The sequence below is a fragment of the Candidatus Binataceae bacterium genome, from assembly GCA_035650475.1.
Taxonomy (GTDB): Bacteria; Desulfobacterota; Binatia; order Binatales; family Binataceae; genus JAKAVN01.
The window spans coordinates 998,224-1,025,080 of record DASRHP010000012.1; the positions used below are offsets into that span (position 1 = coordinate 998,224).

At 65.8% G+C, this 26,857-nt stretch carries 30 protein-coding genes and 1 tRNA gene; 13 read left to right on the forward strand and 18 right to left on the reverse strand.

What is annotated here, in order from left to right:
• Positions 1-366: 366 nt before the first annotated feature.
• From VFB33_16180 to VFB33_16190, 3 genes are all read left to right on the forward strand, one after another.
• On the forward strand, positions 367-1,002 hold the full coding sequence (locus VFB33_16180; protein ID HZO83234.1) for a pentapeptide repeat-containing protein: 636 nt from the start codon (positions 367-369) through the stop codon (positions 1,000-1,002).
• Between the two features lie 126 nt (positions 1,003-1,128).
• Positions 1,129-1,689 (forward strand): hypothetical protein, encoded by a 561-nt coding sequence (locus VFB33_16185; protein ID HZO83235.1) that lies wholly within the window; start codon positions 1,129-1,131, stop codon positions 1,687-1,689.
• Between the two features lie 131 nt (positions 1,690-1,820).
• The gene (locus VFB33_16190; GenBank protein HZO83236.1) at positions 1,821-2,720 is read left to right on the forward strand and encodes an alpha/beta hydrolase; all 900 of its coding nucleotides are present in this window, start codon (positions 1,821-1,823) and stop codon (positions 2,718-2,720) included.
• Positions 2,721-2,745: 25 nt separating this feature from the next.
• Here VFB33_16190 and VFB33_16195 read toward each other — a convergent pair whose 3' ends face one another.
• The 8 genes from VFB33_16195 to VFB33_16230 all read right to left on the reverse strand — a co-directional run bounded on the left by VFB33_16195 (position 2,746) and on the right by VFB33_16230 (position 7,888).
• The gene (locus VFB33_16195; protein ID HZO83237.1) at positions 2,746-3,072 is read right to left on the reverse strand and encodes a hypothetical protein; all 327 of its coding nucleotides are present in this window, start codon (positions 3,070-3,072) and stop codon (positions 2,746-2,748) included.
• Between the two features lie 18 nt (positions 3,073-3,090).
• Positions 3,091-3,330, reverse strand: a complete 240-nt coding sequence (locus VFB33_16200; GenBank protein HZO83238.1) for a hypothetical protein — start codon at positions 3,328-3,330, stop codon at positions 3,091-3,093.
• Between the two features lie 58 nt (positions 3,331-3,388).
• Complete coding sequence (locus VFB33_16205) at positions 3,389-4,057, reverse strand: cupin domain-containing protein (GenBank protein HZO83239.1); 669 nt, start codon at positions 4,055-4,057, stop codon at positions 3,389-3,391.
• Positions 4,058-4,155: 98 nt separating this feature from the next.
• On the reverse strand, positions 4,156-4,887 hold the full coding sequence (locus VFB33_16210; GenBank protein HZO83240.1) for an SDR family NAD(P)-dependent oxidoreductase: 732 nt from the start codon (positions 4,885-4,887) through the stop codon (positions 4,156-4,158).
• 51 nt (positions 4,888-4,938) lie between these two features.
• Positions 4,939-6,375: an RtcB family protein gene (locus VFB33_16215; GenBank protein HZO83241.1), complete on the reverse strand. Its 1,437-nt coding sequence runs from the start codon at positions 6,373-6,375 to the stop codon at positions 4,939-4,941.
• Between the two features lie 50 nt (positions 6,376-6,425).
• Positions 6,426-7,157, reverse strand: a complete 732-nt coding sequence (locus tag VFB33_16220; GenBank protein HZO83242.1) for a BON domain-containing protein — start codon at positions 7,155-7,157, stop codon at positions 6,426-6,428.
• Between the two features lie 5 nt (positions 7,158-7,162).
• Positions 7,163-7,648, reverse strand: coding sequence for a CBS domain-containing protein (locus tag VFB33_16225; GenBank protein HZO83243.1), 486 nt, complete (start codon positions 7,646-7,648; stop codon positions 7,163-7,165).
• A 36-nt stretch (positions 7,649-7,684) separates the two neighbouring features.
• On the reverse strand, positions 7,685-7,888 hold the full coding sequence (locus VFB33_16230) for a hypothetical protein (GenBank protein HZO83244.1): 204 nt from the start codon (positions 7,886-7,888) through the stop codon (positions 7,685-7,687).
• Positions 7,889-8,558: 670 nt separating this feature from the next.
• Between VFB33_16230 and VFB33_16235 the strand changes: the two genes are divergently transcribed.
• Positions 8,559-9,017, forward strand: a complete 459-nt coding sequence (locus VFB33_16235; GenBank protein ID HZO83245.1) for a hypothetical protein — start codon at positions 8,559-8,561, stop codon at positions 9,015-9,017.
• An 86-nt stretch (positions 9,018-9,103) separates the two neighbouring features.
• On the opposite strand, the gene clpP is transcribed toward VFB33_16235, so the two are convergent.
• The 3 genes from clpP to VFB33_16250 all read right to left on the reverse strand — a co-directional run bounded on the left by clpP (position 9,104) and on the right by VFB33_16250 (position 11,324).
• On the reverse strand, positions 9,104-9,709 hold the full coding sequence (clpP, locus tag VFB33_16240; GenBank protein ID HZO83246.1) for an ATP-dependent Clp endopeptidase proteolytic subunit ClpP: 606 nt from the start codon (positions 9,707-9,709) through the stop codon (positions 9,104-9,106).
• A 74-nt stretch (positions 9,710-9,783) separates the two neighbouring features.
• Positions 9,784-9,993, reverse strand: a complete 210-nt coding sequence (locus VFB33_16245; protein HZO83247.1) for a hypothetical protein — start codon at positions 9,991-9,993, stop codon at positions 9,784-9,786.
• Between the two features lie 20 nt (positions 9,994-10,013).
• The gene (locus VFB33_16250; GenBank protein ID HZO83248.1) at positions 10,014-11,324 is read right to left on the reverse strand and encodes an acetyl-CoA hydrolase/transferase C-terminal domain-containing protein; all 1,311 of its coding nucleotides are present in this window, start codon (positions 11,322-11,324) and stop codon (positions 10,014-10,016) included.
• Between the two features lie 278 nt (positions 11,325-11,602).
• On the opposite strand from VFB33_16250, the gene VFB33_16255 reads away from it, so the two are divergent.
• On the forward strand, positions 11,603-11,962 hold the full coding sequence (locus tag VFB33_16255; GenBank protein ID HZO83249.1) for a cytochrome c: 360 nt from the start codon (positions 11,603-11,605) through the stop codon (positions 11,960-11,962).
• A gap of 24 nt (positions 11,963-11,986) precedes the next feature.
• On the opposite strand, the gene VFB33_16260 is transcribed toward VFB33_16255, so the two are convergent.
• Both VFB33_16260 and VFB33_16265 read right to left on the reverse strand, forming a co-directional pair.
• The gene (locus VFB33_16260) at positions 11,987-12,343 is read right to left on the reverse strand and encodes a response regulator (GenBank protein HZO83250.1); all 357 of its coding nucleotides are present in this window, start codon (positions 12,341-12,343) and stop codon (positions 11,987-11,989) included.
• Positions 12,344-13,134: 791 nt separating this feature from the next.
• Entirely contained in the window at positions 13,135-14,883 is a 1,749-nt protein-coding gene (locus VFB33_16265; protein ID HZO83251.1) for an adenosylcobalamin-dependent ribonucleoside-diphosphate reductase, read from the reverse strand.
• 112 nt (positions 14,884-14,995) lie between these two features.
• Between VFB33_16265 and VFB33_16270 the strand changes: the two genes are divergently transcribed.
• Entirely contained in the window at positions 14,996-15,574 is a 579-nt protein-coding gene (locus tag VFB33_16270) for a BON domain-containing protein (GenBank protein HZO83252.1), read from the forward strand.
• A 263-nt stretch (positions 15,575-15,837) separates the two neighbouring features.
• Here the strand turns inward: VFB33_16270 and panC are convergent, their stop codons facing one another.
• The 5 genes from panC to VFB33_16295 all read right to left on the reverse strand — a co-directional run bounded on the left by panC (position 15,838) and on the right by VFB33_16295 (position 20,664).
• Entirely contained in the window at positions 15,838-16,686 is an 849-nt protein-coding gene (gene panC, locus VFB33_16275; protein HZO83253.1) for a pantoate--beta-alanine ligase, read from the reverse strand.
• A gap of 2 nt (positions 16,687-16,688) precedes the next feature.
• Positions 16,689-17,519 (reverse strand): 3-methyl-2-oxobutanoate hydroxymethyltransferase, encoded by an 831-nt coding sequence (gene panB / locus VFB33_16280; GenBank protein ID HZO83254.1) that lies wholly within the window; start codon positions 17,517-17,519, stop codon positions 16,689-16,691.
• A gap of 284 nt (positions 17,520-17,803) precedes the next feature.
• On the reverse strand, positions 17,804-18,235 hold the full coding sequence (locus VFB33_16285) for a PDZ domain-containing protein (protein ID HZO83255.1): 432 nt from the start codon (positions 18,233-18,235) through the stop codon (positions 17,804-17,806).
• Positions 18,236-18,977: 742 nt separating this feature from the next.
• A complete protein-coding gene (locus VFB33_16290) occupies positions 18,978-19,856 on the reverse strand; it encodes an MBL fold metallo-hydrolase (GenBank protein ID HZO83256.1) in 879 nt (292 codons plus the stop codon).
• The gene (locus tag VFB33_16295) at positions 19,828-20,664 is read right to left on the reverse strand and encodes a type III pantothenate kinase (GenBank protein ID HZO83257.1); all 837 of its coding nucleotides are present in this window, start codon (positions 20,662-20,664) and stop codon (positions 19,828-19,830) included. Before VFB33_16295 ends, VFB33_16290 begins: the two co-directional genes overlap by 29 nt.
• A 1,038-nt stretch (positions 20,665-21,702) precedes the next feature.
• On the opposite strand from VFB33_16295, the gene VFB33_16300 reads away from it, so the two are divergent.
• From VFB33_16300 to VFB33_16330, 7 genes are all read left to right on the forward strand, one after another.
• Positions 21,703-22,446 carry an SDR family NAD(P)-dependent oxidoreductase gene (locus VFB33_16300; GenBank protein HZO83258.1) on the forward strand — a complete coding sequence of 248 codons (744 nt, stop codon included), beginning with the start codon at positions 21,703-21,705 and terminating at the stop codon, positions 22,444-22,446.
• A gap of 105 nt (positions 22,447-22,551) precedes the next feature.
• Positions 22,552-22,628 (forward strand) — tRNA-Pro (locus tag VFB33_16305).
• Between the two features lie 468 nt (positions 22,629-23,096).
• Positions 23,097-23,687: an ABC transporter permease gene (locus tag VFB33_16310; GenBank protein HZO83259.1), complete on the forward strand. Its 591-nt coding sequence runs from the start codon at positions 23,097-23,099 to the stop codon at positions 23,685-23,687.
• A gap of 90 nt (positions 23,688-23,777) precedes the next feature.
• The gene (locus tag VFB33_16315) at positions 23,778-24,521 is read left to right on the forward strand and encodes an ATP-binding cassette domain-containing protein (GenBank protein ID HZO83260.1); all 744 of its coding nucleotides are present in this window, start codon (positions 23,778-23,780) and stop codon (positions 24,519-24,521) included.
• Positions 24,514-25,170 carry an MlaD family protein gene (locus VFB33_16320; GenBank protein HZO83261.1) on the forward strand — a complete coding sequence of 219 codons (657 nt, stop codon included), beginning with the start codon at positions 24,514-24,516 and terminating at the stop codon, positions 25,168-25,170. Before VFB33_16315 ends, VFB33_16320 begins: the two co-directional genes overlap by 8 nt.
• 127 nt (positions 25,171-25,297) lie before the next feature.
• Positions 25,298-25,483: a hypothetical protein gene (locus VFB33_16325; GenBank protein ID HZO83262.1), complete on the forward strand. Its 186-nt coding sequence runs from the start codon at positions 25,298-25,300 to the stop codon at positions 25,481-25,483.
• 144 nt (positions 25,484-25,627) lie between these two features.
• Complete coding sequence (locus VFB33_16330) at positions 25,628-26,635, forward strand: hypothetical protein (protein HZO83263.1); 1,008 nt, start codon at positions 25,628-25,630, stop codon at positions 26,633-26,635.
• Positions 26,636-26,857: the final 222 nt, after the last annotated feature.

Consider the following 26,857-nt stretch of genomic DNA (forward strand, 5'->3'; position numbering starts at 1 on the left):
GTAGCGCTGCGTATGAGCGTTATGCGCCCGTCCGCAGCGACCGACATGTGCCGACCACACCTGACTAGCTCTTTCTTCAGCATCGGCAGCAATTCGCGATTTGCTCCCAGGGAGAAACCTGACGTTGCCCCGCTTTGTAGGATCAGTGCGCATGCGAGAAGCTACGCGACGGCACTGGCGCCCGCACTCGTTGCAGCGGCCGCCGTTGCCGCGATCGTCCTCCTGTTGGCGGACAATAAGTCGGCTCCGGCGAGCCGGCATAGTTTAACGGTTGCGTTCGCGGCGAAGTTCGATCGCCAGCCAGTCCTGTCAACCCCCGGCGGGAACCTCGTCGCTGCAAACTTAACAGATGACCTCGCTCTCGGAATGCCGCGGCGCGAGCCGAGGTTAACGGCGTCAGCGATATTCCCGACGCAGCTCGTGCAGGGGTTTGGTGCCGCGATTCCGCCGCGCGCGCTATGCCGTGACGCGCATTGGCAGGGCAAAGATCTCAGCCAGATGTGGTTTGCAAGGGCTGATTGCAGCGGCGCTCAGCTTCAGGGCGCCAAGCTGGTCGGCACCAATTTCCGCGGCGCCAACCTCGCCAACGCGCAGTTGCAGGAGGCGACCGCCTGGTACGCGAATTTCGACCGCGCCTATCTCGGTAAGGCCAACCTCGCCAACGCCGACCTTGCGCGTGCCTCGTTCAGGCAGACCACCCTGATGAGTGCCAATCTTCAGCACGCGATCCTCAAGGCGACCAACATGACCCAGGCCAACCTGCTCGGCGCCGTCCTGCTCGGGGCCAACCTGACCAACGCCAATCTCCAGGGCGCGATCCTGACCGGCGCCCGCTTTGATGGCGTGGATCTGACGGGCGCCAATCTAAAGGGCGCCGACCTCAGCCGAGCCGATCTGAGCAAGGCACGCGGCCTGACCGCCGCGCAGCTCAAGCTCGCCAACACGGACTCCGGAACCCTGGTGCCGAAATCGATGGAGCCGGCGGCGGCGCCTTCGCAATGACCAAACCCGCCTGCTACGATGCCGGACCGGACCTCTCGACGGCAGCGGGGATTGCCGCCAACAACCCGGCACAAACGCTTCATACTCGAAAAACGGCGCCCTCAGGGCGCAAGGGAGAGACTGTCGATGAAGAGCCGTGAACGTTGGATCACATTGGCGGTGGCGATTGGCGGAGGTTTCTTCGGAGCGATGCTGTGGAACCAGCTGTTCGTCCCCCGCAGCGTGCTCGCCGCGGATCGCCAGAGCAAAACCATCAACGCCAACCGCGTAATCGTTCACGAGCTCCAGGTCGTCGATCCCGCCGGACGCCAGCGCGCGGTGGTCACTGTCACCCCCGACGACCTGGCGCGGCTGAGCTTCTTCAGCCCCTCGGGCAAACGGCGACTGGCGATGGGCGTGCTGGCTGACGGCGAGCCGGCCGTGGGCCTGTACGACACCGAGGGCCGTGCGCGTATAGGACTCAACGTGCCGCTGGACGACTCGGCCAGCATCCATCTCGTTGACAAGAACGGCACCGCCCGCGCCAACCTTGTGCAGTTGCCCAACGGCAACTCGACCTTCGAAATCTATGGCGAGGATCGCCGCCTGCTGTGGAGCGCGCCCAGCGCCGTCAAGGCAGGGTCGCGCGGGGCGGCCGACGATCCTGCTCTCATGGCGCCCGGGCAGATCAACCAGGCGCGGCGCTGAGGTCGGGCGCTTATGCGCCGGCGGCTTCGACGCATGCTGCGGGCGCGCGCATGAAATAGGCTGCCGTCCGCAATCCGCGGCGGAACATGACGGCTGCGCGCAGGTTCCCCAGCGCACAGGAGGGTTCGTCGATGGCGAGTGCAGAGCTTCAGAAGGTGATCGAACAATATAAGATGCTGGCGCGGAACGCGGCCCAGGCCAAGGGTCCGCAGGAGCTGCGCGCCGCGCTCGCCAAAACGTTCAGCGGCTTTCCCAGCGCAGGAAAGGTAACCTGCGAGGACCTCAGCATCAATGGCGTCCGCGCCCAGTGGATCGCGGCGCCGGACGCGGCAGTCGACCGCACCATTCTCTACCTGCACGGCGGCGGTTATGTGATGGGCTCGATCGAAACCCATCGCGAGCTGGTCGCGCGCCTTTCCAAGGCCGCGATGGCGCGCTGTCTCGCCCTCGACTATCGGCTCGCGCCGGAGAACCCGTTTCCGGCGGCGGTCAACGACGCGACCGCGGCCTACCGCTGGCTGCTCGCGCAAGGGATCAAACCGGGCAGGATCGCCATCGCCGGCGATTCCGCAGGCGGCGGCCTGACGCTCGCCACGCTGGTCGCGCTGCGTGATCTAGGGCTGCCAACGCCTGCGGCGGCGGTATGCATCTCGCCGTGGATCGACCTCGAGGGCACCGGCGCCTCGATGCGGACCAAGGCCGCCGCGGACCCTGTCGTCTCGCGTGAAATGATCGTCGCGCTCGCCAAGCTCTACGTTGGCGAACAGGGCGACCTGCACGATCCACTCGCCGCCCCGCTCTATGCCGATTTCACGGGGCTGCCGCCGCTGCTCGTCCAAGTGGGTAACGCTGAAACCCTGCTCGATGACTCGACCCGCGTCGCCGAGCGTGCCGAGGCCGCAGGCGTCGAGGTCGTCCTCCAGATCTGGGACGAGATGCCGCACGTCTGGCAGTGGTTCGCGCCAATCCTGCCCGAGGGTCAGGAAGCGATCGATCAGATCGGCGACTTCGTGCTCAAGCGCACGACCTGAGCAGCCCGCGCGCGCGCGCCGCCGCCTAGGACGCGCCGAACGGCGGCACCGCCTTACGCACCGGATGGTCCGCGGGCAGCTCGCAGAAGCCGTCGCTTTCGACGCGCAGCGCGCGGTTAAAGCGCGCGCGGAGGTTCTCGAAGGCGATCATCACGGTCAACTCGACGATCTGCTCGATATTAAAGTGTCGCTTTAAGTCTTCAAAGATGGCGTCCGACACCTCGGCCGGCGTACGGGTCATCCCTTCGGCGTAGCGCAGAAGCGCCTTTTCGCGCGCGTCGAAGGCCGAGCTGCGCTCGAACTCCACCAGTTCGGCGAGCTGTGCGTCGGTGATTCCCTGTTCTCTGCCCACGGCAGAGTTGATGTCCACTCAAAAGGGACAGCCGGCAATCTGCGCGGTGCGCACGCAGGCGAGCGTCTTCAACCGCGGCTCGACCACGGTCGAGCGCGCCAGCGCCCCAGCCAGCGCGCTGTACCTCTCGGCAATCTCCGGACGATGCGCAAAGGCGGTGAGTGGAACCGAAACTCGTCCTAGCTGTTCGGCGCTTTTTTCGTAAAGCCGCCGCACCTCGGGCACGGCCTCCTCAAGCGAAACGCCCTTGATACGCATTCTCGTGCTTCCCTTCCTGCGCTGTCGCGCTCCCGATTTTCACCGCCGCCGGCGCCGCTCAACGGACGCCGCGTGCCTTGAGCAGCATCACACAGCCCTCGGGCGAGTATGGCTCATGCGCGCTGCCGGGCGGATTACGGACCCAGGTCCCACGCGGATAGCGCCCCGCTTCGTCCGCGAGCACGCCGTCGAGCACCAAAATCTCTTCGCCGCCCGGATGCTGATGCGGACGGTAGCGCGCGCCCTTTTGCAACTTAAGCAGCGCGATGCGCTCGGGGTGGTCTCGGTCAGCGTAGATCTTTTTCATCCAGATGCCCGCGGTCCCGCTCGGCTGCCATTCCATTCGCGCAGTTTCCACCACCATTCGCGTGCGGCCCGCGCCCGCGTACTGGCAGAGCTTGACGAACAGGACGCATCCGTCGCGCGTATGCGGCGCATGGCCGGAGTCCGGCGGATTGAGCACGTAGCACCCCGCGCGATAGTCGCCGTGCTCGTCGCTGAAAACGCCGTCGAGGACGTAGAACTCCTCGCCCATGGGATGGCGATGAAAGTGAAAGCGCGCGCCCGGCTCGTAGCGCACGATCGAGGTCGCGCGGCCTGACTCCGCGCCCGCCCGCTCCAGCATCCGCCGCCACACGCCCGGCTCCGGGCTCGGCACCCACGGCGCGCTATCGGTGTCGACCACGACGCGCCGGCTGAGATCGGTATGCAGCATCGCGACGCCCATATCTCCTCCCAGGCTGCCCCGTTCCGCAACCTTTACGCTACGCCTTCTTCGGCACCCGGGAAAATGTGGCGCCTCGCACGATCCGCGCGCCGCTCGTTCTACGAGGTCGGGTAGAGTCCGCCATTGACGTTGATTGCCTGCCCCGTGACGTAGCCGTTGCGCACGAGCATCAGCGCGACCTGCGCGATCTCCTCGGGGCGGCCGAAGCGTCCCGCCGGGATCAGCTCCGGCTTCACGCGCAAATCGGAGTGCACCATGTCGGTCGCTATCAGCGCCGGCGAGATGACGTTGGCGGTGATTCCTTCCTTGACCAACTGCGAGGCGTAGGCGTGCATCAAGCCGATCATTCCGGCCTTGGACGCGGCGTAATGCGGCCCGACAACACCGCCCACATTCGCCGCGGTCGAGGAGATGAAGATAAGCCGGCCCCATCCCGCTCGCCGCATCGCTGGCAGCACCGCGGCAGTCACCAGGAACGCCGAGCGCAGATTGACTCGGATCGCTTCGTCGAAGTCGGCGATTGCGACCTCGCCGACCTTGCGCGGCCGCGCGACGCCGGCGTTGTTGACGAGGATCGCGACCGGGCCGAGCCCGCCTTCAACCGCGCTCGCCATCGAAGCGACGTCGTCCGCCGACGAAACGTCGGCGCGCACGGCTAAGGCGGGTGCGCCGCGCTCTCTCAGCGCCGCCATCGTCTCGTCGGCGGCCTTGCGGTTTTCCTTGTAATTGATCGCCACGGAGGCGCCGGCTTCGGCGAGCGCGATTGCGATCGCGCGTCCGATTCCGCGGCTGCCGCCCGTGACCAAGGCGACCTTTCCGTTGAGTTCCATGCGGCGATTATTCGCCGCCGCGGGGTCTCAACGCGAGCGCGCTCGCCGGCCTCAGCCCTTGATTACCGCAAACGGCTTGAGCCGCGCGACCCGCTGTGTCACCCCCACCGCCTCCATCACCTCGACCACCTCCGCCACGTCCTTGTACGCGGCGGGCATCTCTTCGGCCACTCCACCGCGACTCTGGGCTCGCACGGTCACGCCCAGCTCCGCGAGTTCGCGAAACAGGTCGCGCCCGCGGGCCTGCTTCTTGGCCTGCGCGCGGCTCATCATGCGCCCCGCGCCGTGGCACGACGAACCGAACGTCTCGCGCATTGCCGCCGGTAGTCCGACCAGCACGAACGAGTAGCGGCCCATGTCCCCCGGTATCAGTACCGGCTGTCCCACCGCGCGCAACGCCTCGGGCAGCGCGGGATCGCCCGGGCCGAAGGCGCGTGTCGCGCCCTTGCGATGGACGCAGACGAGCCGGCGCTCGCCGTTTACGATGTGGCGTTCGAACTTCGCCACGTTGTGGCAGACGTCGTAGATGAGCGCGAAGCCGAGCTCGCGTGGGCTGAGCCCGAGCGCCTCAAGGAACGCTTGCTGCGCCAGATGCATCATCACCTGCCGGTTGCACCAGGCGAAGTTCGCCGCCGCCGCCATCGCGCCCAGGTACGCCTCGCCCTCGGGCGAGAGGATCGGCACCGCGGCGAGCTGCGGGTCGGGAACCCGTATCTCGTACTTGCGCATCGCCGCGCCGATCGCGCGCAGATAGTCGTCACAGGTCTGATGGCCCAGGCCGCGCGAGCCCGAGTGGATGAGCACCGTGACCTGTCCTTCCTCAAGGCCGAACGCGCGGGCGACCTTGGGCTCGTAGATGTGATCGACCCAGCTGACTTCGAGGAAGTGGTTGCCCGAGCCGAGCGTGCCGAGCTGCTTGCGCCCGCGGTTGTAGGCGTGCTCGCTGACCTTGTCGGGGTCGGCGGTCGCAAGGCAGCCGCCCTCCTCCGTGTGTTCGAGATCGCTCTTGGTCGCATAGCCGTTGCGCAGCGCCCAATGCGCGCCCTCGGTGACGAGCTGCCTCAGCTCCGCGACCGAGAGCCCGGGAATCGCGCCCTCGGAGCCGACGCCGGCCGGGATGCGCTCGAAGAGCGCGTCGGCGAGCCGATCGGTCCTGGGTGCGACATCCTTGTACTGCAGATGCGTGCGGGCGAGGCGAACGCCGCAGTTGATGTCGTAGCCGACGCCGCCGGGCGAGATCACTCCGCTGTGCGCGTCCACCGCGGCGACGCCGCCGATCGGAAAGCCGTAGCCCCAATGGATGTCCGGCATCGCCAGCGAGTAGCCGACGATCCCGGGCAGACAGGCGACGTTGGCGACCTGGGTCAGCGCCGGGTCGTTGCGCAGCTCTTCGAGCATCCGCGCGCTGGCGTAGATGCGCCCGGGCACCAGCATGTCGCCTCGGCGCGGAATTTCCCACAGATAGTCGTGAATTTTGTGGATTTCCATCGCCGCGCGCGCGCAGCCCGACCCCGAAGACGGCTCACCCGGCATCTTGTTTAGCGCTCAGTCTGTATACGGTTGATTACCTGATCAACACCAAAGATGGCCCAGGCGTCGGCCTCGGCGGCATCGCGCTCCTTCGGCCCCGAAGCCAGCCCCTCCAGCGTGACGACGCCGCCCGCGACACGCGCACGGATCCTCGTCTCACTTACCAGCGGGTCCTTCTCGAACGCCAGGCGCGCGAAATCGGCAATTTCATCGTCGCTGTCATCCTGGGGCGGAACAACCTCGAGGCCGTTGACGACGTCGCGGACCCCCGCCACCCACCATGCCAGCAAGCCGGCCAATCGCTTGTGGGCGAGGCTCGTGACGTGGCCGTTCAATGTCGCGACGCCATCGGCAACTTCGATCTGGATCAAGCCGGCCGCCGCCGTCGGCTGGCGTATCGTCGAAGCCTTGCCTCGCTCGATAACGACAAGCGTGCAGTTCGCAAACGCCTGCTCCTGAAGAAGGGCGTCGCGCAGATGGTCGAGAATTTCCCCGTCTCCTGTCGGACGCGGCGCGACGACGCGCAGGCGATCGACAATACCGCTCACGCCGGCGACCGACGCCGCGAGGCGTAGCGCGGTCTTCTTGGCCGCGAGATTTTCGACCTCGCCGCTCATCGTCAGTACTCCGTCGGGCGCAAGCTCCAGCGCGATCGGCCAGCGATGAAGATTGATGCGGGGCTCGCGTTCCAGGAGCCCCCGCACGTGCGCAACCGTCTGTTCGGCAGCGGTGGTGGCCATCGGAGTTACGCTGCGCGTGCGAGTACGCGCTTGGGGTGGCGCGGTTCGCATATCGAGGCCACCAGCGCACCCAGTTCGGACTCGCTCACCTCGCGCGCCGCCCGGCCGGTGCGCTCGCGCGCCGCCTTGCGCGCGATGTCGTTGAGCGAAAGGATCCCGACGAGGTGGCCCTCGGGGTCGATCACGGGCAGGCGCCGAACCTTGACCTCGCGCATGATCTTCGCGGCTTCCCTGACGCTGTCCTCGGGCTCGCACCAGTACAGCCGGCGCGACATCGCGCTCGCCACCCGCCCCTGGCCAAGACTCACGCCCTGGGTGTAGGCGGCCATGCAGATGTCGCGGTCGGTAAGCATTCCGACCACGTGCAGTTCCTGATCAACCACCGGCACGCAACCGCAGTCGTGCTCCCACATTATGCGCGCGGCCTCGCCCAGCGAGTCGTCGGCCGCCACGCCGCGGACCTCGCGCACCATAAGTTCCTTTACCTTCATGCCCGCAATTCCCCGACGAGAGCCCGCACACGCCGGCTACCGGACAACCTCGTCCGGAAACAGGAACGTGGTGGCGCCGTCGTCAAACCTGACCAGGTACATCAGTCGGCCGAGGTTGTTGACCTCCTTCACGATGACCGGGTTTTCGTGGAACCGGACTCGTCCTTCATGGTCACGGATCGGCCTGACAAGCGAGCAGCGGCGGGGTTCCGTTCCACTTTCGATTTCCGGGAGGTTCATGTGGATTGTTCCTTTCTCAGTCCGTCGCCCTAAGGGGACGAGCTTGCTCAACGTATTGGCAAGCAGCATGCCACTTCTGTGGTTAGAGTTAGTCGTATGCTCAGCGAACTGCGGCCGGGGAAGGGACGGGGATCGGCCCCGCGATGATGCAACATTTCTCGGCGCCATCTGGCGCCAAACCGCCTGCCTCCGCGCGCAGCACTTATGTCTATCCCGCTACAGCCGCCTCCGTTCGGGGCGTCGCGCCAGTTGCGTCGAAGTTTCCTATTGGGGAGCGCGTGCCCCACCCTCTGGGCAAGTGATTTCTTACCGAATTGAAACCGCAGGATTTCACACTTGCAGCACCACCTCGCAGTGGCCGCGAGATTGCTTCCGGCTGAATTGAGAGGAGCCGTCATCATGGGCCGCTGCATAGCCATCAGCGAAGCGCGACGCCGTCCGCGACTGCGATCGCTGCTTCGTCCCACGACGAGTCAGTGCGTCAGAGCGTTGCCCAAGTCAGCGGCAGCTCTGACTCGAAGGAACACATCGGCGTCCAGAGACCGGCGCTGGATCGCCAGGTTCTGGGCCTGGCTGCGCACGTCTGCCCGATAGCGTCCGGCAGCCGGCGCAGTTCGATGCGGATCGCTCCAGAAACTGCTCCGATCCGCGCTCTTAAGGAGGACTCGCGATGAATCGAACATTGCTAACAATCGCTGGCTTGATTGCCCTGGCCCTGCTGGTCATGGCGTACGACGCCCCCACCATGGCGCAGAACCCCGGACACCAAGGCTCGTCGGCAGCGCCCGCTGCTCAAAGCGGCGAATCCGCCGCGCCGTCAAATCCGGGCAGCATGATGGGCGGGTCGGGTATGATGGGCGGCGGACCAGGGATGATGCGCGGCCAGCACATGATGGCGCCGTGCGGACCATGCCCCTGTATGGGTTCCGGCCCGATGGGCTACATGCGAGGCCCCGGCTCGATGGGTATGGGGATGCACGGAATGGGCATGGGGATGATGAACGGTCCCGAAATGTTGTCCGATCCCAAGACGCGCGGAGAGATGATGGAGATTCGCGGGCGGATGCTCAAGGAGATGGGTGATCTGATGGAGCGGCGCGGCAAGGAGATCGCCGCCGGCAAAAAGTAGCCGCCGCGATGAGCGCCTGCGCGCCTTTGCAGCCGCGACCTGGGTCTGGCTCCCTAACCGCAGGCTGAGGCCTGCTGCCCGCGGCGCTAGCCGCTGACCTTGCCCGGGCGGCTGGCGATCACTTCATCGATAATCCCGTACTCGGCCGCCTGGGTCGCGTTCATAAAGAAATCGCGGTCGGTGTCCTTCTCGATGCGCTTGAGCGGCTGCCCGGTGTGGCCGGTCAGGATATTGTTGAGGATCTCGCGCAGACGCAGTGCCTCGCGAGCCTGAATGTCGATATCCGCCGCCTGGCCTTCGAACCCGCCGGAGAGCTGATGGATCATGATGCGCGAATGCGGCAGCGCGTAGCGCCGGCCCTTGGCGCCCGCCGCCAGCAACACCGCGCCCATGCTTGCCGCCTGCCCCACGCACAGGGTTGAAACCGGCGGCTTGACGAACTGCATCGTGTCGTAGATCGCCAGCCCCGCCGTGACCGAGCCGCCGGGCGAGTTGATGTACATGTTGATCTCGCGCTCGGGATCCTCGGATTCGAGGAACAGCAGCTGCGCGGTGACCAGGTTGGCGACATCATCATTGATCGGCCCGCCGACGAATACGATGCGGTCCTTGAGCAGGCGCGAGTAGATGTCGTAGGAACGCTCGCCCCGGCCCGTCTGCTCGACCACGATAGGAACCAGCACGCTGCTCATGCTGAGAAGGATAGCATCGCGCGCGCCGGGGCGCATCACCGGCCGCTGACTCGGGCCGGCGCTGGCCGCTTTGCTCAGCTCTCGGCCGGCCTGAAGAAGGCGCACTCGTGGACGCCAGCCCTGGTCGTCGGCGCGGTGTCGCCCGGATGCGCGTTCCACCACAGGTGCTCGCCGCAGTTCATGCACTCGCCGTGAAAGTGCCGCCACCGGCCGTCGGGGCGCTCGAGTGCGACGCTGCGAACGTCGGGCGCGATGGATTCGCTGTTGCAGCTTGGGCATTTCATTGCCGTCGGCTCCTTCGCCTCTAGAGATAGCCAAGCTCGGCGGCCTGGCGGGAAAGCTCGTCCCTGAAATTCGGATGGGCGATCGCGATAAGCGCCTCGGCCCGCCGCGCGCCCGATTTGCCGCGCAGGTCGGCCACCCCGTACTCGGTGACGACGTACTGGACGTCGGCGCGCGGGACAGTCGCCGGCCCTTCGATGCGCGCGACGATGCGCGAGACACTCCCGCCGGCCGCGGTCGAGTAGGCGGTCAGGATCGACTTGCCCTCGCGCGAGAGCTGGGCGCCGCGTACGAAGTCGAGCTGGCCACCCGGCGCGCTGTATTGCTTGCCGTTCAGGGTCTCCGAGTTGACTTCGCCGTCGAGCCCCACCTGGAGAAAGGCGTTGATGGAAATCACGCGATCGTTGCGGCCAATAACGTAGGGATCGTTGACGTAATCGACCGGGTAGAGCTCCATCCCGGAGTTGTCGTGTAAGAATTCGTACAGCGCGGCGTCGCCGCCCGCCAGCGTATAGACGCTCTTGTAGCGGTTGATGGTCTTGTAACGATTGGTAACCGCGCCGGACTGGATAAGCGCGGCGACCGGCGCTGTCATCAGCTCGGTGTGGATGCCGAGGTCCTTGTGGCCGCTGAGCGCAGCGCATACGGCATTAGGCACTCCGCCGACACCGATTTGCAGCGTTGCGCGATCGGGAATCATCTCGACGATGTGCCGGCTGATCGCGCGGTCGGTGTCGCTTATCGGACGCACCGGCAGTTCGGGCAGCGGGCTTTCGTGCTCGACTATCGCGTCGACGTCCGAAATATGCACCGCCGAGTCCCCGAACACGCGCGGCATCCGCCGATTGACTTCGACGATGAGCCGCCGGGCGCGGCGCGCGGTTGGGATTGTGTAATCGCCGTTGGTTCCGCAACTGAAAAAGCCGCCCTTGTCCATCGGCGCCACCATTACCAGGAAGGCATCGATTCCGATCTCCTCCAGCATCCGCGGCATCGCGCTAAAGTTGCCCGGCATGTAAAAGACCACGCGCCGATGCTCCTCCCTCCCGCGACGCGCGAGCTCGCGCTCGATCGCGGTAGGAAAGAACGGATGCGGCTTGATGACCTCCATGTATTCGTACTTCAGGATGGTGCTCATCGCGGCCGGCGCCGAGTGTGAGTAGTAAACGCGCAAGTTCTCGATCTCACCTGCCCTGACCCGCGCCTCCAACGCCGCGAGCAGCGCGGGCGGTTCGCTAATCGCCATTCCCATCGACAGATTGCCGCGCGCGGGAACCAGCCTCACCGCGGCCTCGGGCGTCATCAGTTTTGCCTTGTATTCCGCTTCGTACATGCTCCGTCCTTCACGATGGGAACGCAAAAGCTGCGCCAGACGGAGGAGGCCGCGATACAGATTTGCCTCGCACGATGGCCCCGAATGAGGCATTTGAATGGCACCATTCGCACCATTGATTTGTTTTGCGTCAACTATCGCGCGGCGTTATAAGCGATCCGAGGAGGGACATCGCTATGCGCGGACTTGAACTCTGGTGCATGGTTTCCGCTCTGGGTCTGGGTTTAGCGCTGGGCTCCGCTGGTCAGGCACCGGCTCAGGAGAGAGGCGGCGTCAGTATGGTGCCTCCGGGTGAAGTGACTACGGGCAAGCTGGAATACCGCCGCCATTGCTCGCAGTGCCACGGCACCGACGGCAAGGGCGACGGCCCGGTCGCCGCGGCGCTCACCAAGAAGCCCGCGGACTTGACGATGCTGGCCAAGAACAATAACGGCGAATTCCCCGAGAAGCGGGTCGAGGGATTCATCGAAGGCAGCGAAACCGTCGCCGCGCACGGCAGCCGCGCGATGCCGATCTGGGGACTTGCCTTTCGTAAACCGCGCGCCCGCGGGGGTATCCAGGCGCAGCGCACCACCGAAGAAGTCAACCAACGCATCAAGCTGTTGGTCGATTACATAAAATCGATCCAGGCAAAGTAGCCAACGCAGGCGGGCGCGAATTGCCTAGTGCAATTGACTCTGGCCCAGCGCCCGGTCGGCGGCCTTCGCCAAATCGCCAAGCGAGAAAGGCTTGGTCAGGTAGACGTCGGCGCCGGCTTCGCAGGCTGCCTCGGCCAGGCCGGGTTCGTTGTACGCCGTGATGAGAATCACCGGCGTCCGCCGATGCGTCTGTCTAATGTGGCGGGCAATTTCGATTCCAGTGCGGTCGGGAAGCTGAAAGTCAGTTATCACCAGGTCAGGTTCCTCGCGAGCGAGCAACTCGATCGCGCGGCTTGCGTCGTAAGCGCGCAGACACCGGTAGCCGAGTTGCTCCAGGAACCTGGCGCAAGTGATGACGAGATCAGCCTCGTCGTCAGCCATCAGGACTTTCTTCTCCATCACTGTAGAAAAGCTCCACTGATGGGACATCAAGCAACCTCGGTGCCATCCGTGCGCACGCACAAACCGGCCCCAAAAATGTCACGACGGCGCGACCCGGCGCGGACCTTGGCGCCCCAGCGAGGCGGTACCACCCCAGTCGGCCAAGTACCCGGCACCAGCCACCGGGCTGGTTGGAGACGTCTCACTTGAATCGGGCGTGGATCGTCTTGCCCGCCTCAGGCACGGACGATGGTATAGCGCCCGGCGTGCATCCTGACGTAATTCCGGAAGGATTCTAGGCCGCGTCCACGACGCACGGTTTCATAGCCTCTCGAAGAGGCACGTTGTGCCTGCCACTCGTCACTGCGCTGGTCAATCACGATCAGCAGGCTTGCCGCCGTCGAGCCGAATGCTCCCGCGCATGCCAAAGTGATTCAACCTCGGCCCGTGCTCGCCGGCGAGGCACTCTCAATAGACCCACAACTGCCCTGCCGACCGCTGCGCAGTGGACGTTCAAGATGAAGAAAATCCCGCGTCTCCCTGCCGTTGCGGTCAACGAGCGTCTCGCCCAAGCGTCGAGCACTGTCCGCCTCGGCGGCGGTGGCGCCGTTTTCGACCTTCGCGGTCCTCAGCAGGCTGACTTTCCGCAAGGCGTCGTGACGGGTCGTCGTGGCTCCTGGTGTCTCGGCGATCGGCATCGCGGCGGCCAACCTTTGCTAATCAGCGGTTTTGAGCAACTATAAGAGGCTAATCATGGAGGGGAGCTCTGAAGGCTCCCTGGTCAGTCCGGCCTACACTGCGCACTCTCGGCAATCGGGGATCCGTTGCTCGTCCACCAGCGATAGTGTTTGCCCCGGACGGGAGCCGTAGCGATAGACAGTTACTCCTTTCAACCCGAGCTTATGGGCCTCGAGGAAGATTTCTCGGACCGCTGTGGGCGGCGCGTCGGGCGGCAGATTGACCGTCTTGGAGACTCCCGCATCGACGTGTTTCTGAAACGCCGCCTGCATCCGCAGATGCGCCTGCGGTGGCATCTCAAGCGCAATCGGAAAGCGCCGGCGGACCGTCTCGGGAAGCTCTACCATGCGCTCCAACGAGCCATGCTCGCGGATCGCGGCGAGAGCCTTCTCGCGCAGCGGGCCCAGCCCGGCAAGCATCCGGCGAACCGATGGGACCATCTCCACGATTCGCTGTCCGCCCGGCAAGCGGCGGGCGGTCGCCAGCGCAAAGAAGGGTTCGATTCCGCCCGAAACTCCGGCGAGCAGGCTTAGCGTGCCGGTAGGTGCGATACAGGTCACGGTGGCGTTGCGCAGCGCCTTGAACCCGCGCGACGGCCATACGCTCTGCTCGAAGGCCGGGAACGCGCCGCGCTGCTCGCCGAGTTGTGCTGAGCGGGCGCGCGCCTGTTGGGTCAAAAATTCCGCGATTCGCTCGCCCAACGCGAGCGCCTGCGGCGAGTCGTAGGGAATGCCCAGCTCGGCCAGCAGGTCCGCGAGCCCCATCACGCCGAGTCCGATCTTTCGCGTGCGCCGCGTGGCCGCGCCGATTTCCGCGGCCGGATAGGCGTTAACCTCGATCACGTTGTCCAGAAAGATCACCGCGTCGTCGATCGCCGTGCGCAACCGCTCCCAATCGACCTCGTCCTTGCCGACAAAGGCCGCCAGGTTGAGCGAGCCCAGCGTGCACGACTCGTAGGGCAGAAGCGGCTGCTCGCCGCACGGATTGGTGGCGGCGATCGCACCCAGCGCGGGTGTCGGATTATGGCGGTTGATCTCGTCGAGGAAGATCATTCCCGGGTCGCCGGTCTCCCAGGCCGCGCCGACGATCGTGTCGAACAGTTTCTCCGCGTCGATCCTGCGCGCGACCCGTCCCTCGCGCGGATCGCGCAGCTCAAACGGCGCGCGCGCCGCCAGCGCGACAAAGAACGCATCAGTCATCCCGACCGAGAGGTTGAAGTTCTCAAGCCGCCCCGCCGTGCGCTTGGCCTCGACGAACTCTTCGATGTCCGGATGATCGACGCGCAGCACACCCATGTTGGCGCCGCGCCGGCGTCCACCGGCGCGGATGACCTCGGTGGTGTGATCGAAGAGCTCCATGAACGAGACCGGTCCGGAGGCGATGCCGCCGGTCGAGCGTACGCGCTCGCCGCGTGGGCGCAGCGCGCTGAAGGAAAAGCCGGTGCCGCCGCCGCTTTGCTGGATACGTGCGGCGAGCGCGAGGGTGGAAAAAATCGAGCCGAGATCGTCCTCGATTGGCAGCACGAAGCATGCGGCGAGCTGTCCGCCCGGCGCGCCGGCATTCATCAGCGTGGGCGAATTGGGCAGAAATTCCAGCCGCTCCAGGCGTTCGAGAAAGCGTGCCCTCCAGTAGCCGGGATCGTCGCCGAAGCTCCGCGCGGCGGCGGCGACGGCCTCGGCCACGCGGCGCAGCATGTCGTGCGGCTCCTCGCTCACCCCGCGCGCGGGATCGTGCGCGAGGTAGCGCTCGCGCAGCACGGCCAGCGCGCCCTGAGAGAATTGCGGTGCGACGCCTTGCGCCATGATGACCTGCCGCCTCCACTTCGAGGCTAACCCCGCTGCGGCCCCTCTCTCAACCTTGTCCCAACTCCCGCCCGCGTATTAAAAAATCCGTAGCGGCACCGGAGGCATCGGCATGACGATCAACGGAAATTCGTTAAGGCGTGTGGTGGCGCCCATCCTGACCCTCGCCGTGGCGATCGCGACGGGCGCTCCGGCGGCGGCTGCGCGCACCGCGACCCGCCGCCATCTGCATCGCACAGCCTTTACACACCGCTATCGCTACACACTCGGCGACCGCGTCGAAGCGGCGCTGCGCGCCGACCGCAACCTCGCAGGGGCTCGCGCCCGGGCCGATGCGCGCGGGGCAGTGGTTCTTTCGGGCACCGTGTTCGACGACGCCGCCAGCCGCCAGGCAGTGCTGACCGCAAGCCGCGTGCGCGGGGTGAGGCGCGTCGAGGATCGCCTGACGACGGTCACCGGCCAGTGGATGACGCAGCAGAAGCAGATCAACGCCGCCCTGCTCCAGGTCGGCGCGCTACAAAACGTGTCCGCGCACGTCGTCGGCGATCGCGCCTATCTGTGGGGCGACGTCCACAGCGAATCCGACAAGGAGCAGGCCGCGCGGGTCGCCGCGTCGTTTTCCAAGCTGCACGTGGTCAACCTGGTCCGCGTGGTGCCCGGCCCACTGTTCTCGCTCCCAGGCTGGCTGTAAGGGCGCGCGCGGCGCCGGCTCTCCGGAGGCCGTCGATACCGAATCCGAGAACCTGATTCACCAGGCGTCAAGCCGTGCGGTGCGGGGCCGCGCTTCGACTCTGATTGCCCATCGCCTGCGCAACGCGGTCGGCCGAGGCGAGCCGCACCTTTTCGAAAACGCGCTCGTACAGATTGATCATGTGCGAGCGAAAATGGCGCTGCTCGGCCCTTTCGCGGCAGAACGCCCTGACCGTGGCGGCGCCGCTGATCCGCTGCGAAACGCTAAGCCGGCGCAAAGACCGCGTTGTCGATAAGCCGCGTCTTGCCGACGTGCGCGGCGATGGCGACCACCACCGGCCGCTCGACCCGCGCGATCGGGCGCAGCGTTTCGGCGTCCACCGCCTCGATATACTCGATCCTGACCCCGGGCGTGGCGCTCAGCACCGCGCACGCCGTGCGCACGAGGTCGCGCGGATCGCGGCTGCCAGCGGCGAAGGTCTCGCCGACCGCCTTGAGCGCGCGGCTTAAGCTCAACGCCCGCTCGCGTTCCTCGCTGCTCAGATAGGCGTTGCGCGAGCTCATCGCGATTCCGTCCTGCTCGCGCACCGTCGGCATCGGCACGATCTCGAGGTCGAAGTTGAGGTCCTTGACCATCCGCTGGATTGCGCGCAGTTGCTGGAAGTCCTTCTCGCCGAACATCGCGTAGTGCGGCTTGACGAGGTTGAAGAGCTTGGCGACCACCGTGGTGACCCCGCGAAAATGGCCCGGGCGATGCGCACCGCACAGCCCCTTGGTAATCTCGACCGCCTCGACCCAGGTCTCCGCCCCCTCGGGATACATTGCCTCGGGCTCGGGCGCGAAGACGAGATCGACCGGCACCGTCCTCATCATCTCGCAGTCGCGCTCGAAGGCGCGGGGGTAGCGGCCGAAGTCCTCGTTGGGCCCGAACTGGGTGGGATTGACAAAGATCGAGGCGACCAGCACCTCGGCGCGCCGTCGCCCCTCGCGCATCAGGCTGAGATGGCCCTCGTGCAGAAAGCCCATCGTGGGCACGAAGGCAATCTTCCGGCCCGCCAGACGCTCGCTCTCGGCCCGGCGCTGCATCGCGGTCGGAGTCGTGATGATTTCCATCGTCAGGCTCCCCTGAGGTGATAGCAATGTTCGGGTGCGGGGAAGGTGCGCTCGCGCACCTCGCGCACGTAGGCCGCCGCCGCACAGGCCGCGTCATTCCACAACTGGGCGTAGGGTTTGGCGAAGCGCGGCATGAAACCCTCGCTCAGCCCCAGCATGTCGTGCATCACCAGTACCTGCCCGGCGCAGGCGGGGCCTGCGCCGATGCCGATGGTCGGCACCTTGACCCGCGCGGTCAGCTCTTCGGTAAGCTCGACAGGGATCCCTTCGAGCACGATTGCGAAGGCGCCAGCCTCCTCCAGCGCCGCGGCGTCCTCGATCAGCCGCTCGCGGCATCCGGGGCCGCGCCCTGCGCGCCGACCCTGCACGCGATGGCCACCCATCCGATGGACCGACTGCGGGGTCAGCCCGATATGGCCCATCACCGGGATGTCGTAGTCAACCAGCCTGCGCACGGTGTCGGCGACCACGGTTCCGCCCTCGAGCTTGACTGCCTCGGCGCCGCCCTCCTTGAGCATCCGTCCGGCATTCACCATCGCCTGCTCGACGCTGACCTGGTAGGAAAGAAACGGCATGTCGGCGACGAGCAGCGCGCGCTGACGCGCTCGCGCGACGATCCGCGTGTGGTAGAGGATGTCTTCCACAGTCACGCCGAGGGTGCTGTCGGCCCCCTGCACCGCCATCCCGAGGCTGTCGCCCACCAGCAGGACGTCCACGCCGGCGCGGTCGAAAATCCGTGCGAAAGGAAAGTCGTAGGCGGTCAACATCGTGATCGGCCGCCCTTCGGCCTTCATCCGCGCCAGGTCGGTGACACGAACCTTGTCCTTGTTCATCGCCAAACCCTCAGGCAAAACGTGCCGGACAAAAATGCGGGGCCACCGCGCACCGGCAACCCCGCATCGAACGTGCCCTCAAGAGCAGCTCAAGCATCCAAGGGGTCCCGGTCCCTGTCGTCAGGATCCAGGCGCTGGCCCAAGCCTATGTCGCAACCCCTCCGGGTGTACCCGGAGGAAAGCCCTTCCTCATCAGTCTCGCCGGGCTTATCGCCTCAACGGACTGCGATCTCTTATTACGATGACGAGCCGGAGTAAAGCCCGGCTGCGGATTAGACGCGCGTTTAGGGGTATAGATTCGCCGCGTTCTGTGCCGGCATCTTGACCGGCACCTGGAGCCGTTTTCCCGAGCGCAGGATGTTGAGATAGACGGTTTCACCGGGCTGGGCGTCGCGCAACTGATCCTCGAAATCCATGAAGTTGGTCACCCGGTTCCCGTCCACTCCGATGATCATGTCGTAATTTTCGCCGAGCTGGATCGTTTCGATTACCGGCACCGCCAACACCGCCGGTGGAAAAACCAGCGAGGCCGCCACCGCCGCGCCTTCGAGCACGTCGTGGGCAGCGCGATGGCCGGCCTGGATGCCGGCCTTCGCGGCGCTGCTGTTGGACTGCACCCCCACCACCAGCAGGCCGTCGACTTGGCGGCCGTTTAACTTGCGCTGGCCCTCCTGGAGTTCGATTCCCAGCGGCGACGCGTTAACGCCCTCGCTCATGAACTCCTGGAGGCTATGTAACTGAGGCTCGTTGAGGGGCATCTGTTGATTGGCCTGGTAATCCGACACCTGCGAATTGTCCGCGCCGGCCTCTTGTGCTCCAGCCGGAGGTGGGCTCGCAGGCGGAATGATCGTCGTTCCCGGCGGGGCCGTGTACCGATCCTGCTGGTCGGCCGGAAGTACCGGAGCATTGTACGCCGGCGGCGGAGTTGGCGTGGCAATCTTTGGATCGGCCGCCATAGATGAGCCGGACGAGGCGGCCGTTGCTGCCCCCTCGTGCGCGACGCTGTCTGTTAGAGCCGGCCCGCCCAACAGTCCCTCTTCAACCTCGCCCGGCGCAGGCGGCGGAACCATGATAGTTTCGGTGGTGACCGCCGCGGGTTCGGAGGCCGCTTCGGCAGTGTTGGCCGAAGCGGGACTCGCGCCGGAGGCCGCGCCGGACCTCGCCCCCGACGAACCACCGCTGTTTGCCTGCGTGCCATGCGTTGACGAGTCTGCCCCGGAAGCCGCGACAGCGCCCGGCGTCGGCGACGTTTCAGCGCTGGGGGACGGCGAAGTTGCGGGAACCTTCGCTGTTGCGGCGCCGCCTCCGTTATCAGCCTCTGCTGGGGTCGCGGCCAACGCCTCGCCGGAGCCGGCTGGGACCCACGCTCCGGATTCATCGCCGGCGAAAGCGGTGGTTACCCCGAGCGCGAGCGCCGCAACGATTGCAGCGACCTTTAGGAGCGGCGGGGGGCGCCGCCTAGCTGAGACTCCAGCGGCCATCGTGCTCGACCACGCGTCCTTCATTGCGAAGTTTTTTGAGGTGCGAGCGGACCGAATTCGCGGCGGCAGTGTGCAGGAACTCCGGCACGTCGGTGTAAATCTTCTTGACCAGCTCCATCGGCGACAGCGACGCGCCGCTCGCGAGCCCATCGAGCACCTGCCGCTCGCGCAGCTCGCGATGGGCAATATACTCCTCGATCTTCTGTCGCGGGTTGCGAATCACCGGCCCGTGCGCCGGGTAGATCACGGCGAGGTCGAGTTCGAGCAGCCGTCGCAGCGAAGCCATGTACTGGCTGAGGTCACCCGTGTCGTCGGGAATCACGGTCGTGCCGGCGCCCAGCACCACGTCGCCCGTGAAGAGTGCCCTCTCCTCTTCCAGATAGTAGCACAGGTGATCGGGCGCATGCCCAGGCGTAAAGACCGCGCGCAACGTGGTGCCGTCAATGGTGACCACTGCGCCGTCGTCGATCGCCGTGATCGGGGCGCCCGCGAGCCGGTCATGGTCGGGCCATGGCTTCTTCAATACGGCAAGTGCGCCGAAGTGGCGACGGACCTGGGGAACTCCGCCGATATGGTCAGCGTGCGCATGGGTGCAGACGACACGATCCAGCTCGGTGCTGTCGCTCAGCTCCTTGAGCGCGCGCGGTAGCAGCTCTTCATAGATCGCCACGCCCGCCCCCGTGTCGAGCAGCAACGGGCGCCGGCCTTTGCCGACGATATAGGTGTTAGTTCCGGGGCCGGTGAACGGCCCGGGGTTATGGCCGAGCACGGTGGCGACCCGCTCGGAGTGGCGTGTGAAGTCGGGCAGCTTAAGCCCGATCATCGAGTCAGTGACGACTCGCTGTGGCCTTGTCATCGCGTTCCCCTGACGCCGCCGACAAGCCCGCCGCGGTCGTGCGTCGGTTGCGTTCGAAGATCAGCCGCAAACCCTTGAGCGTAAGGAATTCGTCGACCAGCTCGATCGTCTTCGACTCGGGCGCGATCAGGTCGGCCAGGCCGCCGGTCGCGATCACGTGAGCATGCTCGCCGCGTTCGCGATTGATGCGCTCGACGAGGCCGTCCACCAGCGCCGTGTAACCGAAGATCAACCCGGACTGGATCGCCGCGATCGTGGTGCGGCCGACAGTTTCGCGCGGGCGTACCAGCTCGACCCGGTAGAGCTTGGCCGCGTGCTCGACCAGCGCGTCCATCGAGATCCCCAGTCCCGGCGCGATCACACCGCCCACGTATTCGCCGCGCGCGGTCACGTAGTCGAACGTGGTTGCGGTGCCAAAATCGACCACGATGCAGGCGGTGCCGTAATGCTCGTAGGCGGCAACCGCGTCCACGATCCGGTCGGCGCCAACCTCCTTGGGATTCTCGTATAGAATCGGCATCCCGGTCTTGATCCCGGGGCCGACGAGGAGCGGCTCACGATGGAAGTAGCGATGGGCCAATTCTTCCATCGTGCGGTTAAGCGGCGGCACCACGCACGCGATCGCCACGCCCTCGGGACGCAGCGGCGCTTCGACCCCGGCGCTCTGAAGCAGCGCGCCGATCATCACCCCGTGTTCGTCGGTGGTCCGGGCGGGATTGGTCGACAGGCGCCAGTGATGGAGCAGGCGCTCGCCGTCATAGATCCCGATCACCGTATGGGTGTTGCCGACATCAATAACTACGAGCATGGGGGTCTTCACGTCTCATAGGTCGAGGCCGTCTTTTTGGGCGGCCGATTACCTCCGCCAGCCTCCCGCCGCCGCGCCATAGCCCGCGCTTCTCCCGAAGCTGCCAAACGTTCGCGGGATAAACATCGGCGCTGGCGCCGCCACCATCGGGACCGTTGGCTGCGGCGCCCATGCCGGTGGCGGCACCACCATCGGCGTCACAGGCGCAGGCATCCAGGAAGCACGCGGCGCTATATTCGCAAAGCCCGTGGAAGGGACGTATAGATGGTTCATCGCAGGCGCCGGCGCCGCATAAGCGCGCGGCAGATAATAGGGCACCAGCGGGGGTCCTACAACAACCGGAATCTGCCCGATTGCGGCGCGTGCGGCCGCCTCGGCGGCCGCCTGTTGCTGGCGATAATCGTCGAGCGTGCCTATGGCAGGGTCAGCCGCGGCTGGCGAGTCGGCAGAATCGCTCTCCCGCTGCCCGGAATCCGACGACGACACCTGTCGGTCATCCGAAGCGCTCCCGGCCGCCGCGCACGCGGTGTCCGCGGTGCCCGCAACGGCGACCGCTCCGTCGGCGCCCGAACCCAGCTTTTGCGATTCGCAGCCGCTCCCATCGGGCGGCAGGTCCGCAGTGGCCGGCGCGGAGCTTCTGGCGGCCGGCTTATAGACAGGAGGGATTTCCAGAACGCTGTCAACGCGCTCCCAATCCGAGTCGGCCGAGCTGGCGTCGCGGGCACAGGCGGGAGTGGCGGCCGACGCCGCCAACATCAGGGCAGCGCCGACCAACGCTGCTCCCGCCGCAGCGCCGCACCCGTGTCGTGGGCTGCGAAACTTCATTGTATCTCCTGCTGACGCCCCAAAGCCTGCCCTCAGGCTACACCGGCGTCTGATGAGGGCCAAGCGAGTCGCATTCCGCTATTTTGGCACTTCAGGCTGCAGGGACATGGACATTCAGGCTTGCGGGAGGGTCGGCGTCGGCGACAAATTCTCCAACCACGAACCCGCTGCGCGGGTTTTCAGCCGGCGCCTGGCTCGGCTAAGATGCGCGCCATGTCGGAACCAAAGGTTGCATTGGTCACGGGTGCGGGACGCGGAATCGGGCGCGACATTGCGCAACGCCTGGCCCGCGAGGGCTACGCGTGCGGGCTTATTGCGCGCACCAAGTCGCAGCTTGAAGAGACGGCCGAGCTTATCCGCCAGGCCGGCGGCAAAGCGCTGGTCACGCCGACCGACGTCTCCAAACGCGAGCAGGTGCTGGCCGCGGTCGAAGCCGTCGAGCGCGAGCTCGGTCCGATCGCGGTGCTCATCAACAACGCCGGCGCTTACCTGCGCAAGCGCTTCGACGAGATCACCGAGGACGAGTTCGACTTCCAGCTCAAGGTCAACACCTACGGGCCGTTCTATTGCACGCAGGCGGTGGTCACGCGAATGGCGGCGCGCGAGCGGGGCACGATAATTTTCGTCCTTGGCTCGGAGACCCGCGGCGGTCCCGCGATGTACTCGGCATACAACGCTTCGAAAGTGGCGCAGCGCGCGCTGGCCGAGTCGGTCGCCTACGAGTACATGCATCTCGGCATCCATTCGGCCGCGCTCGACGTTGACGGGGCGGTCGGCCTGCCGCGAATCACCGAGGGCGCTCCCGAGGAGGAGCCGGACCATTTCGTCTCGACCGAAGCGATCTGCAACGAAATCGTCCATCTGATCGCTCAGCCGCGCAACGCGTGGACGTTCGCCATCGATCTGCGCTCGTACTGGCAATGGCGTCCGCGGGTGGCGGCGAAAAAAAAGGCCTGAACGCGGCACGCACCGGCGCGTGCTGCATTTGGCCGCGCGCGCAACTATACTGGCGTGGCTTCAGGAACCGCGCCGCCGGCTCGCGGCTGCGCGGCATCTGCGGGTCGGGGCGTGGCGCAGCCTGGTAGCGCACACGCTTGGGGTGCGTGTGGTCGCCGGTTCAAATCCGGCCGCCCCGACCAAATCCCGGCCTGTCTCGACTAGCCAAACCGGCGCCTACTGTGTAGAGCATCGCCTCCTTAAGCGACGGCCGATTCTGCGCGCAGGGTGAGTTTGGCGTGACGCACAATCGCCTTGACCGCCACGCACAGTCGCTGCGGCATCGGTCGGCAATGCTCGCCGGATTTGTGATAGCGCGGGCCGGCGGAACGTTCATCTACCCTTTCAAGGGGCCGCCGGCAAAAGGATGGGGATCGTTACGTCATAGTTGGGGCATGCAGCAGACCCGTCTCCGACCCGAGCGCGCCTCAGGCCTCGGCAGGCGGCAGACGACGACCCGGAAGCAGGCTGACGTTCCGTCGGCGGCCGCCCAACAGAGCCAGCGCGCGGCTGTATCGGCGCGCGATGCCGCTGTTCGCGCCACGCACTGGCGGCGAGTGTATCTATTCGCTACACGCCCGCCGCTGGGTTAATCACGAACGGTATTCCCGATCGGCGTCATCCTCGCTTTCATGGGCGCCGTCCAGCTCCAGCAGTTCGGCGCCTCGATCTACGTCGCGGACCTAGTTGGGATCGGGATGGTGCGCGAGATGGGCGCGATGATGACCGCGATCATCATGTCGGGGCGCACCGGCGCGGCCTTCGCGGCGCAGCTCGGCACGATGAAGGTCACGCAGGAAATCGACGCACTGAGCACGATGGGCCTGTCGCCGCTGGAGTTTCTGGTCGTGCCGCGCCTCAGCGCGCTGGTGCTGATGATGCCGCTGCTGGGCCTGTACGCGGACCTTATGGGAATCGCGGGCGGCGCCGCGATCGGAATCGGGATGCTCGGGCTCTCACCCACGATGTACATGCGCGAGACCATCTCGGCGCTTAGCCTGACCAACCTCTTCCTCGGCCTCTTCAAGGCGACCGTGTACGGCGGCCTGATCGCGCTTGCCGGATGCTTGCAGGGCTTCCGATGCGGCAACAGCTCCTCTGCCGTCGGCGACGCGGCGACCCGCGCGGTGGTCACCTCGATCGTCCTGGTGGTGGTCGCCTGCGGCGTCTTCGCGGTGGTTACCAACCGCTTGCACATATGAAAGGCGCGAGCGCACGCGATAGCTGAGACGAATTCAAACGCCGGCAACGGCGCGGCGGGCCAACCGCATATCGTGGTGCACAACCTCACGATGGCCTATGGGAGCTTCGTGCTGATGCGCGAGCTGAACTTCACCGTGCGCCGCGGCGACATCTTCATCATCATGGGCGGCAGCGGCTGCGGAAAGAGCACTCTGCTGCGCCATCTGATCGGCCTCATCGAGCCGGCCACCGGCGATATCCTCTACGGCGACGTGAACTTCACCCGCGCCGAGCCCGCGATGCGCAAGCGCATCCTGCGCCGCTTCGGCATCACTTACCAGGGCGGCGCGCTGTGGAGCTCGATGACGCTGGCGGAGAACGTGGGCATGCCGCTCAGCGAGTTCACCGATCTCACGCCCGCGCAAATCCACGAAATTGCCGCGCTCAAGCTCGCGCTGGTCGGCCTACGGGGCTTCGAGGACTACTATCCAAGCCAGATCAGCGGCGGGATGCAGAAGCGCGCGGGGCTCGCGCGCGCGATCGCGCTCGACCCCGAGATTCTCTTTTTCGACGAGCCCTCGGCCGGGCTCGATCCAGTCAGCTCGCGTCTGCTCGACAACCTGATCCTCGAGCTGCGCGCCAGTCTCGGCGCGACCATCGTGGTCGTCACCCACGAGCTGGCCAGCATCTTCACCATCGGCAACAACAGCATCTTCCTCGACGCCGAGAGCAAGGCCGCGATCGCGCATGGCGATCCCAAGGACCTGCTCGCGCATTCGCATCATCCGACCGTGCGCAGATTCCTGACCCGCGGCGCCGAGCAGGCTGGAGTCTCAACGGGAAGCCATGGCTAAGCGGGTAAATTCCACCGCGATCGGGGTCTTCGTCGTCGGCAGCATCGCGCTGATGGTCGTGGCGCTGGCCGTGCTTGGTTCCGGGCAGCTTTTCCGCCGCCCACATCGCTTCGTCTGCTTTTTCCAAGGCAGCCTCAACGGACTGAAAGTGGGAGCGCCGGTGAAGGTGCGCGGCGTCGAAATCGGGAGAGTCGAGAAGATCATGCTCAGGCTTCCGCCCTCATACGGCAGGGTCAAGCCGCAACTGCCACACGAGCTGCCGGTGATCATCGACGTGGACGAGGCGCAGCTCAGGAAGCAGGGCGGCACCGGCGAGGCATTGAAGCCGGCCGAGCTCGACGCGCTCATCGGGCGCGGGCTGCGCGCGCAGCTCAACATGGAAAGCCTGCTCACAGGCATCCTCTTCATCGAGCTCGACTTCTTCCCCGATACGCCGGCGAACCTGGTGCTGGAGCCCGGCGCGAGTATCCGCGAAGTCCCCACCACTTCGACCAACCTCGCGCAGGTCCAGAAAAGCGCGACCGTCGCGCTGGCTCATCTCGAAAAGGTCGACTTCCTCGCGCTCGCACAGTCGGTGACCGACGCCGCCAATGCCGCCAAGGAACTGGTGTCGTCGCGCGACCTGAAGGACACCCTCGCTCAAGGTTGATGCCACCAATCTCAACGCGACGCTCACCTCGATTCGTCGCCTCTCCGACAATCTCAACAACGACGGCGGCCCGCTGCTGGCGAGCCTCCAGAACACCTCGCGCCAGGCCGAAGCCACGCTGACGCAGATGTCGGCCGCGATGTCGGCGATCCAGGCGACGGTCGCTGCCGACTCGCCGCTAACCTATCGGCTGGACGTCGCCCTGGAAAACCTCTCGGACGCCTCCAACGCGATCCGCGAGCTCGCCAATTACCTGCAGCGCAACCCCAGCGCGCTCTTGCGCGGCAAATACGTATCCGACCACAAAGAGTAGCCGCCGACCGGCTCAGCCGCGCGAGCCACCCGCGGGACTTGAACTTCCAGCGCCTCGACGGGCAGGATACTTCGCTAATAGTCAATGATGGCCGACACGCGACGGCGGGCATTTCTTCATTTGTTGACCAGCATGGTGGCGCTCATGGCCCTGATGACGGGCCGCGCGGGAGCCGAAGTGTCGCCCAAGGCGCAGGCCGCGCTCCTCGAACCGCCGACCGTAAACGGCCAGCCGGTCCGGGTCTCCGTGGCGCTCTGGATTCTGAACATCCCCGCGATCGACGAAGTCGCTCAGCGCGTGGATATGGTGGGCTATCTGATCGCGGACTGGAAGGATCCACGCCTCGTCTATACGCCGCACGGCGACGACGACACCTGGCGCGTGTATCAGCCGGGCGAAATCTGGATGCCGCGTTTTCAGTTTCCGAACGCGGTAACCCCGCATACGCGCTACGACGGCGAACTGAGCGCGCGCCCCGACGGCTCGGTCCGCTACCTGGAACGTTGGAGCGTGTCGCTCTCCTCGCGCTTTTACCTGCGCCGCTTCCCTTTCGATTCCCAGACGCTGCGGCTCTCGGTGCAGCCCTTTCTTGCCAACGCCTCGCGCGAGCTTCTCGCCGGCCGGCCCGAGATGACCGGCATCGAGCAGGGTGCGAGCGACGCACTTGCCCAATGGCAGGTGGGCGCAATCGACTTCGCCAGCCGCCGGGTCCGCCTCGACAACGGCAAGCGTTACATCTCGCAACTCGACTTTGACATCGCGATCAGGCGCAGGTCCGCGTTCTACATCTGGAAGGTTTTCCTGCCGCTGTTGCTGATGGTGTGTCTGTCGTGGACCGTCTTTTGGGTCGATCCGATGGACCTCTCCTCGCAGGTTACGATTTCGGTCACCACCATCCTGACCATCATCGCATTCGGGTTTTCGATCGCGGCTTCGCTGCCCCGCGTGCCCTACCTCACATACGTCGACGCTTTCTTTCTGACCTGTTACATATTTGTCTTCCTGTCGATCGTCGAACTCGTGGCCGTGCACTTCCACCATCGGCGCGAGCGCGGAGCGCGTGCGCTGCGGATCCGGGTCTTTGCTCGCAAGGGCTTGCCAGCCGCGTTTATTGCTACCAACGTGGCCGTGGCGTGGTGGTTTCTCCTCTAAACTATTAAAAAAGCGGCTCGCTCGCGGATGCGATCGGTCCCGCTCTCGTAAACCGCGGCGTGTGATCTTCGCAGCAGTGGGTAGAGATCACAATGCGCGTGAAGAAGGCGGTATCGGGGAGGGCGGCGATCTTGATGCTCTTGGCGACAGCAGCGGCGCATGGCCCCTCGGACACCGGCCAATGAAGCGATACTCGCGGACCCGCCTGGTACATTCGACGAG